The sequence below is a fragment of the Pseudomonas sp. NPDC088885 genome (assembly GCF_044750025.1).
Classification (GTDB): Bacteria; Pseudomonadota; Gammaproteobacteria; order Pseudomonadales; family Pseudomonadaceae; genus Aquipseudomonas; species Aquipseudomonas rustica.
The window spans coordinates 1-6,166 of sequence record NZ_JBIVJB010000155.1 but is presented as its reverse complement, the minus strand read 5'-3'; the positions used below and the strand labels follow the sequence as shown (position 1 = coordinate 6,166).

7 protein-coding genes and 1 pseudogene are annotated in these 6,166 nt (G+C 56.7%); 1 reads left to right on the top strand and 7 read right to left on the bottom strand.

Annotated features, from left to right (window positions below; all coding sequences use genetic code 11):
- Positions 1-48: 48 nt before the first annotated feature.
- From htpG to ACIP1X_RS27320, 3 genes and pseudogenes are all read right to left on the bottom strand, one after another.
- Positions 49-1,389, bottom strand: a pseudogene (gene htpG, locus ACIP1X_RS27330) (molecular chaperone HtpG); the annotation flags it as partial.
- An 82-nt stretch (positions 1,390-1,471) separates the two neighbouring features.
- On the bottom strand, positions 1,472-1,924 hold the full coding sequence (locus ACIP1X_RS27325; protein ID WP_053118509.1) for a PaaI family thioesterase: 453 nt from the start codon (positions 1,922-1,924) through the stop codon (positions 1,472-1,474).
- A complete protein-coding gene (locus ACIP1X_RS27320) occupies positions 1,921-2,397 on the bottom strand; it encodes a PaaI family thioesterase (protein WP_400755828.1) in 477 nt (158 codons plus the stop codon). Before ACIP1X_RS27320 ends, ACIP1X_RS27325 begins: the two co-directional genes overlap by 4 nt.
- A 158-nt stretch (positions 2,398-2,555) precedes the next feature.
- Here ACIP1X_RS27320 and ACIP1X_RS27315 point away from each other — a divergent pair, with 158 nt between their 5' ends.
- Complete coding sequence (locus tag ACIP1X_RS27315) at positions 2,556-2,792, top strand: hypothetical protein (protein WP_053118505.1); 237 nt, start codon at positions 2,556-2,558, stop codon at positions 2,790-2,792.
- 76 nt (positions 2,793-2,868) lie between these two features.
- On the opposite strand, the gene ACIP1X_RS27310 is transcribed toward ACIP1X_RS27315, so the two are convergent.
- The 4 genes from ACIP1X_RS27310 to ACIP1X_RS27295 all read right to left on the bottom strand — a co-directional run.
- Positions 2,869-3,270 carry an MAPEG family protein gene (locus ACIP1X_RS27310; RefSeq protein WP_400755827.1) on the bottom strand — a complete coding sequence of 134 codons (402 nt, stop codon included), beginning with the start codon at positions 3,268-3,270 and terminating at the stop codon, positions 2,869-2,871.
- A complete protein-coding gene (locus ACIP1X_RS27305) occupies positions 3,270-4,007 on the bottom strand; it encodes a DUF599 domain-containing protein (RefSeq protein ID WP_159815062.1) in 738 nt (245 codons plus the stop codon). The genes ACIP1X_RS27310 and ACIP1X_RS27305 overlap by 1 nt, the downstream gene beginning before the upstream one ends.
- Before the next feature lie 253 nt (positions 4,008-4,260).
- Positions 4,261-5,574 (bottom strand): branched-chain amino acid transport system II carrier protein, encoded by a 1,314-nt coding sequence (gene brnQ / locus ACIP1X_RS27300; protein ID WP_159815063.1) that lies wholly within the window; start codon positions 5,572-5,574, stop codon positions 4,261-4,263.
- Positions 5,575-6,075: 501 nt separating this feature from the next.
- Positions 6,076-6,166 (bottom strand): hypothetical protein (locus ACIP1X_RS27295; protein WP_400755829.1); only part of this gene is annotated, 91 nt, incomplete at its 5' end.

The window sequence follows — 6,166 nt, the reverse complement described above, 5'->3', positions numbered from 1 at the left end:
CACTACGATGCCTTTCTTGCGGAACACTTCCAGGTGCGCGCAGTTCTAGACCTGCGCGTAGGTTTCGCCGGTGAGGTAGTAGATCTTGTCCTGACCTTCCTTGGCGCGGGCCAGGTAGTCGGCCAGACCGACGATCTGCTCGCCGTCGTCGCCGTTGGTCGATGCGAAACGCAGCAGACCGGCAATTTTTTCCTTGTTGGCGAAGTCTTCTGCCGGGCCTTCTTTCATGACCTGACCGAAGTTCTTCCAGAAGCCTTTGTATTGCTCAGGCTCGTTTTTCGCCAGTTTTTCCAGCATGTCCAGCACGCGCTTGGTCAGCGCGGTTTTCATCGAATCGATGATCGGGTCTTTCTGCAGGATCTCACGCGACACGTTCAGCGACAGGTCGTTGGAATCGACCACGCCTTTGATGAAGCGCAGGTACAGCGGCAGGAACGACTCGGCCTGATCCATGACAAACACGCGTTGCACGTACAACTTCAGGCCTTTCGGCGCTTCACGCTGGTACAGGTCGAACGGTGCGCGGGCCGGCACGTACAGCAGCGAGCTGTATTCGAGCTTGCCTTCGACTTTGTTGTGGCTCCAGGCCAGCGGGTTTTCAAAGTCGTGAGCGATGTGTTTGTAGAACTCCTGGTATTCCTCGTCCTTCACTTCAGTGCGAGGGCGAGTCCAGAGGGCGCTGGCGCGGTTGACGGTTTCCCACTCGGCCGCGGGTGTTTCTTCACCTTCAGCAGGTGCCACTTCTTTCGGCAGCTCGATTGGCAGCGCGATGTGATCGGAGTACTTCTTGATGATGTTGCGCAGACGCCAGCCATCAGCGAATTCGTCTTCAGCCGCTTTGAGGTGCAGAACGATACGAGTGCCGCGCTCTGGTTTGTCGATGTTCGCAACTTCGAACTCGCCCTCGCCTTTCGACGACCAGTGCACGCCTTCGCTGGCTGGAGTGCCGGCGCGACGGGAGTACACGTCAACCTGGTCGGCAACGATGAACGCGGAGTAGAAACCGACACCGAACTGACCGATCAGGTGCGAATCCTTCTTCTGATCGCCGGAAAGGTTTTTCATGAAATCGGCAGTGCCGGATTTGGCGATGGTACCCAGGTGGGTGATCACATCGTCACGGTTCATGCCGATACCGTTGTCTTCGAGGGTGACGGTCTTGGCGTCTTTGTCGAAGTTCACACGGATTTTCAGATCAGCGCCACCTTCGAGCAACTCTGGCTTGGCCAGGGCTTCGAAGCGCAGCTTGTCGACAGCGTCAGAGGCGTTCGAGATCAATTCGCGAAGGAAAATTTCCTTGTTGGAATACAGCGAATGGATCATGAGGTGCAGCAGCTGCTTCACCTCGGTCTGGAAGCCCAGGGTTTCCTTTTGAGTTTCCACACTCATGGTCATCAAACTCCAATCAGATGGCAGTGGCCGCGACCCGAAATGGTCGGCGGCGGGTTGTTCTCTGAGTTTGGGGCGCTGTTCAGGATTTCAAGGGCTCATCGATTTTGAAGTGCGCGCGAGCGGTGGCGATCGGCTCGCCTTCGGTGCTTTGCCACGCCGTGATCGCGACGTTGGCGACGCGACGCCCCTGCCGGCACACCTGACATTTGGCCCAGGTATCGCGAAATTGCCCGGCGCGCAGGTAATCGAGGGAGAAATCGATAATCTTCGGTACGCCCGGCGCTTCGGTGAAGATCAACAGGTGCAGCGCCGCGGCCAGTTCCATGAACCCGGCAATCACGCCGCCGTGGATGGCTGGCAGTAAAGGGTTACCAATGTTGTCCTTGTTCGCTGGCAACTTGAACAGCAATTCATCACCGACCCGCGAACATTCGACGCCGATCAAACCCGCGTAGGGAATCAGTTTCAACAGTGGCGCGTAATCACCTTGAGCGTGAGCGAGTTGCAGTTGCTGTTTCAGATCATCGCTCATTGCCCTGCTCCCTTGATCGCGCCGCCGAAGCCTTTGGTGCCTTTCAAGCCTTTGCCCATGCGCATAAAGGTGCCGACGACGTGGGCGATGGGTTGTTCCGGGTCATCTTGATAGGCGAAACCGCGAGCGAAGATCACATCGGTGGTTACCCGGTAGCACTGGGCGAAGCCATAGACGTCTTTGTTCGGTTCGGCGGCGTGCATATAGTCGATGCGCAAATCGAGGGTCGGGCAGACTTCGAATTCCGGCAACACGCACAATGTCGACATCCCGCAAGCGGTGTCCATCAACGAGGTGATTGCCCCGCCGTGGATCACCCCGGTCTGCGGATTTCCGACAATTTGTGAACTGTAAGGCAGGATCACCGTGAGCCCTTCGCTGGAGGCTTCATGTACCCGCAAGCCCAGTACCTGACAGTGTCTTAATGCCGAAAGAAATCGCGTCGCGCGCTCAAAAACGGGGTTTTCAGCCATATGATAATTACTCTCGTTAAAGCCATTGGCCAGTAGTAGCCAACAGGCCAAAAGTTCCGTGGCAAAACAAACTTATATATCTGAAACAAATGAGGAACTTAACCTGTAGCGCAAAGCTCTTAAGGCCAGTAGTTATTTTCCATAAGGAGAAACACCCCATGCGTAAGACTTTTGCTATTGCCTTGATGTTGACCGCTTCCCTCGGTCTCGCTGCCTGCGATAAAAAATCCGAGGACAAAGCTCAAGATGCCAACCAACATGCTGAACAAGCTCAGCAAGACATGAACAAAGCTCAGGATAAAGTGAACGACGCTGCGAAAGAAAACGCCGAAGCTGCCAAAGCTCAGGCTGAATCGAACGCTGCTGCGCAAGACGAAGCTGCTAAAAAGCAATAATCTGCTTTTTACCGTTGAAAAAGAAAACCCGCCAAGTGCGGGTTTTCTTTTGTCTGGGATTTAACGGCAATGTCGCTTAAAGCAAGACAGTTCTAAAAGTCGGACTAATCATCAGCAGCAGTGAACACACTAAGCCGATGAACCAGACCAGGCTACGCAGCGCTGGCAGATCAGCCAGGTAGAACCACAAATAGACGATGCGGGCGATGACGAAGATGATCGCCAATGTATCGATCAGCCATCCTACCGTTTGCGTGGTGTGCGCCATCAACACACCCACGGCAAATAACATGAACGCTTCGATACTGTTCTGATGCGCCGCCAGCGCCCTCGCGCCGTAACCGGGCAGTTGCGCCTGTTGTTGGCGCGGCAAGTGGTTGTTGTAACCGCCCTGCTCTTTCATCGCCTTGGCCACTGGCATACGCGCCACATAAATCAGCAAAGCGCTGATAAACACACACCAGAACGGAATACTCATCAAGCGGCCTCTTTGTTCGCCTCGGGAATGGGCGCCTCTGTAGGGGTATAGACCATTACGTCGAGAACGTCGGAATGAAACTCGCGACGGTACAAGACCAGCACCACGCCAGTGCTCAACAACATGAACAGCCACGGGCTGACGAACCACGCGAGCATGGTCATGCCGAAGTAGTAAGAGCGCAGACCGAAGTTGAACTGGTTGGCCGCCATCGAAATCACCCGCGCAGCCCGTGCCGCGAACGCTTTACGCTCCTGCTCGGAGACATGACGCTCGCCGATCATCGGCGCCGAACCGACCAGCACCGCCGCGAAGTTGTACTGGCGCATGCACCAACTGAAGGTAAAGAAGGCGTAGACGAACACCATCGCCAGGCACAGCAATTTGATTTCCGACATGCCCTGCGACGCTTGCTGCACCATCGGGATGTCCGCCAGCAACGACACCGCCCGCTCGGAGGCGCCGAGCACGGTGAGAATACCGGCGAGGATGATCAGCGTGCTGGAGGCGAAAAACGAGGCGTTGCGCTCCAGATTGCCGATCACGCTGGCGTCGGCGATGCGGTTGTCGCGCAAGAGCATGCGGCGCATCCAGTCTTCGCGGTACAGGTGCAGCACGCTGGCCAGGCACGCGGTGTCGCGGCCCTTCCACGTGGCATAACGGGTGTAACCGCCCCAGCAGATGACAAACCAGCACGCGGCGAGCAAGTGGATCAGATTGGCCTGGATGAACGACATGCAATTCCCTTGAATACGTGAACTTGTAGGAGCAGAGCTTGCTCGCGAAAGCGGCGTTTCTGTCGACATCAATGTTGAATGTCAGATCGCTTTCGCGAGCAAGCTCTGCTCCTACATAAAAGCGATGCAGTGCTTCGACGTTAGCCTAGGGAAAAAGACACTGCCTGACGCCCATAAAAAATGCCCCGTATCGATTGATACGGGGCATTTCTGTTTAAGCGTTGAAGACCCGCTTATGGCGGGTCAGCCAACCTCAGGCAACCGCTTCGCTGCGCTTGCCCAGCAGGCGATCGCAAACCACTGCAACCACCAAAGTCATCACACACGGCACCAGCCACGCCAGACCTTGCTCGCTCAGCGGCAGGTGCGCCAGCTGCGTCGGCATCCAGTCAGCCAGACCCGCGCCTTTCAGTGCGTCGATGCTGCCGAACAAGAACGACACCAGCATCACCGGGCCGAGAATCCGACCGTGTTCATGCCAGAAGTCTTTGCAGAAGCTCAGCGCCACCAACACGATGCACGGCGGGTAGATCGCGGTGAGCACCGGAATGGAGAACGCGATCAGCTTGGTCAGACCGAGGTTGGACACCAGCAGCGAGAACGCCGCGAGGATGATCACCAGGGTCTTGTACGACAGTGGCAGCACACGACTGAAGTACTCGGCACAGGCGCAGGTCAGACCTACTGCCGTCACCAGGCACGCCAGCGAGATCAGTACCGCGAGGAAACCGCTGCCCAGCGAACCGAAGGTGTGTTGCACGTAAGCGTGCAAGACCGCCGCGCCGTTGGTTGCACCGACGGCCACTTCATGGCTGCCGGAACCCAGACGGAACAGGCTGATGTAGACCAGCGCCAGACCGACACCGGCAATCAAACCGGCGATGATCGCGTAACGGGTGATCAACTTCGGCGACTCGACGCCACGGGAGCGGATCGCGTTGACGATGACGATGCCGAACACCAGCGCGCCGAGGGTATCCATGGTCAGGTAACCATTGATGAAGCCTTGGGAGAACGGTGCCGCGACGTATTCCGGCGTGCCGTGGCCGACGTCACCCGCCGGCAAGGCGAATGCAGCGATACCGAGCACGGCCAGCGCGATGATCTTCAGCGGCGCGAGGAAACGGCCAACAGTGTCCAGCAAACGGCCCGGGTAGAGCGAGATGAAGAACACCAGCAGGAAGTACACCGAACTGTAGAGGAACAGTGCCAGCGGGCTTTCGCCGGTCAGCGGCGCCAAACCGACTTCAAAGGATACGGTGGCGGTACGCGGAGTGGCGAACAGCGGGCCGACGGCCAGATAGCACGCAGCCGCAAGAATGCCGCCCGCGACCTTACCGATCGGGCTGCTCAGCGCATCCATCGACCCACCGACCTTGGCCAGTGCGACAACGGTGATCACCGGCAAACCCACTGCGGTGATCAGAAAACCCAGCGCAGCCATCCAGACGTGAGGTCCGGCCTGCAAGCCAACGATAGGCGGGAAGATAATGTTGCCGGCCCCAACGAACAGGGCAAATGTCATAAAGCCAAGTGCCAGGATGTCCTGACCTTTCAAAACTTTCATTAAGGTAATACCACACTACTGAATCGGAATTTAGAGGGGGATTGCCCTGTGTAATTAGGGAAATGCTGTCGATCCGTATGGGACTGACCCTTAAAGCGCGTTGCATGCCTTGTGGGCGGCAGACGCAAAAATGGCTGCTAGCCTAACGAATTTGGCCTGCAAACGCACTGTTAGAGGGCGAACTATCCGATACGCGACGTTTCTGTGTCGCGTTTACGTATCTATTTTTCATATCCAGTGCTTTGTTGTTCAAACCAAATACCAGTTTCCCCGCCGAAACTTGTGGCGAGGGGATTTATCCCCGATGGGTTGCGCAGCAGCCCCAATGCTCTCGACCGCGATAAGTCAGGTTATTCCAGTTCAGATTCTTGGGGCCGCTTCGCAGCCCATCGGGGATAAATCCCCTCGCCACAAGAGCCCACATAAATCTCATACGCCAGAAACGACAAAGGCCACCCGAAGGTGGCCTTTGTTTGATGGAGCGTCAGTTAAGCGCGAGGCTTACTTGACAGCCCAACCGGTCAGCTCGGCCAGGGCCTTGCCGATGTCTGCCAGCGAACGCACGGTTTTAACGCCTGCGTCTTGCAGTGCA

Bases quoted from the DNA above. Each gene is read 5' to 3' on its own strand.
- ACIP1X_RS27325 (WP_053118509.1), bottom strand. From the start codon at position 1,924: ATGAGCGATGATCTGAAACAGCAACTGCAACTCGCTCACGCTCAAGGT.
- ACIP1X_RS27320 (WP_400755828.1), bottom strand. From the start codon at position 2,397: ATGGCTGAAAACCCCGTTTTTGAGCGCGCGACGCGATTTCTTTCGGCA.
- ACIP1X_RS27315 (WP_053118505.1), top strand. From the start codon at position 2,556: ATGCGTAAGACTTTTGCTATTGCCTTGATGTTGACCGCTTCCCTCGGT.
- ACIP1X_RS27310 (WP_400755827.1), bottom strand. From the start codon at position 3,270: ATGAGTATTCCGTTCTGGTGTGTGTTTATCAGCGCTTTGCTGATTTAT.
- ACIP1X_RS27305 (WP_159815062.1), bottom strand. From the start codon at position 4,007: ATGTCGTTCATCCAGGCCAATCTGATCCACTTGCTCGCCGCGTGCTGG.
- brnQ (WP_159815063.1), bottom strand. From the start codon at position 5,574: ATGAAAGTTTTGAAAGGTCAGGACATCCTGGCACTTGGCTTTATGACA.